The 505-nt window shown below is 72.3% G+C and carries 1 protein-coding gene; it reads left to right on the top strand.

The features are described from left to right. Positions 1 to 505, top strand: a 505-nt coding sequence (locus ABEB00_RS35745) for an acyltransferase domain-containing protein (RefSeq protein ID WP_345624907.1), incomplete at both ends; no start/stop codon positions are given.

Raw genomic sequence — 505 nt, 5'->3', positions numbered from 1 at the left:
CAGGGTGCGCAGTGGGTGGGGATGGGGCGGCGGTTGCTGGAGGAGTCTGCGGTGTTCGCTCGGGTGTTGGGGGAGGTGGGTGAGGCGTTGGCGCCGTTCGTGGAGTGGTCGTTGTTGGATGTGGTGCGGGGGGTTGGTGGTGCGGCGGGGCTGGAGCGGGTGGATGTGGTGCAGCCGGTGTCGTTCGCGGTGATGGTGGGGTTGGCGCGGTTGTGGGAGTCGGTGGGTGTGCGGCCGGACGCGGTGGTGGGGCATTCGCAGGGGGAGATCGCGGCGGCGTATGTGGCGGGGGTGTTGTCGTTGGAGGATGCGGCGGCGGTGGTGGCTTTGCGGTCGAGGGTGATCGCGGGTGGTCTGGCGGGGCGTGGGGGGATGGTGTCGGTGGCGTTGCCGGTGGCGGCGGTGGTGGGGCGGTTGCCGGTGGGGGTGGAGGTGGCGGCGGTGAACGGGCCGTCGTCGGTGGTGGTGGCCGGTGATCCGGCGGGTCTGGACGCGCTGGTGGCGG

Source organism: Streptomyces ziwulingensis, from assembly GCF_039542605.1.
GTDB classification, from domain to species: domain Bacteria; phylum Actinomycetota; class Actinomycetes; order Streptomycetales; family Streptomycetaceae; genus Streptomyces; species Streptomyces ziwulingensis.
The sequence above is the reverse complement of the archived record's forward strand: the minus strand, read 5'-3'. Positions and strand labels throughout refer to the sequence as shown.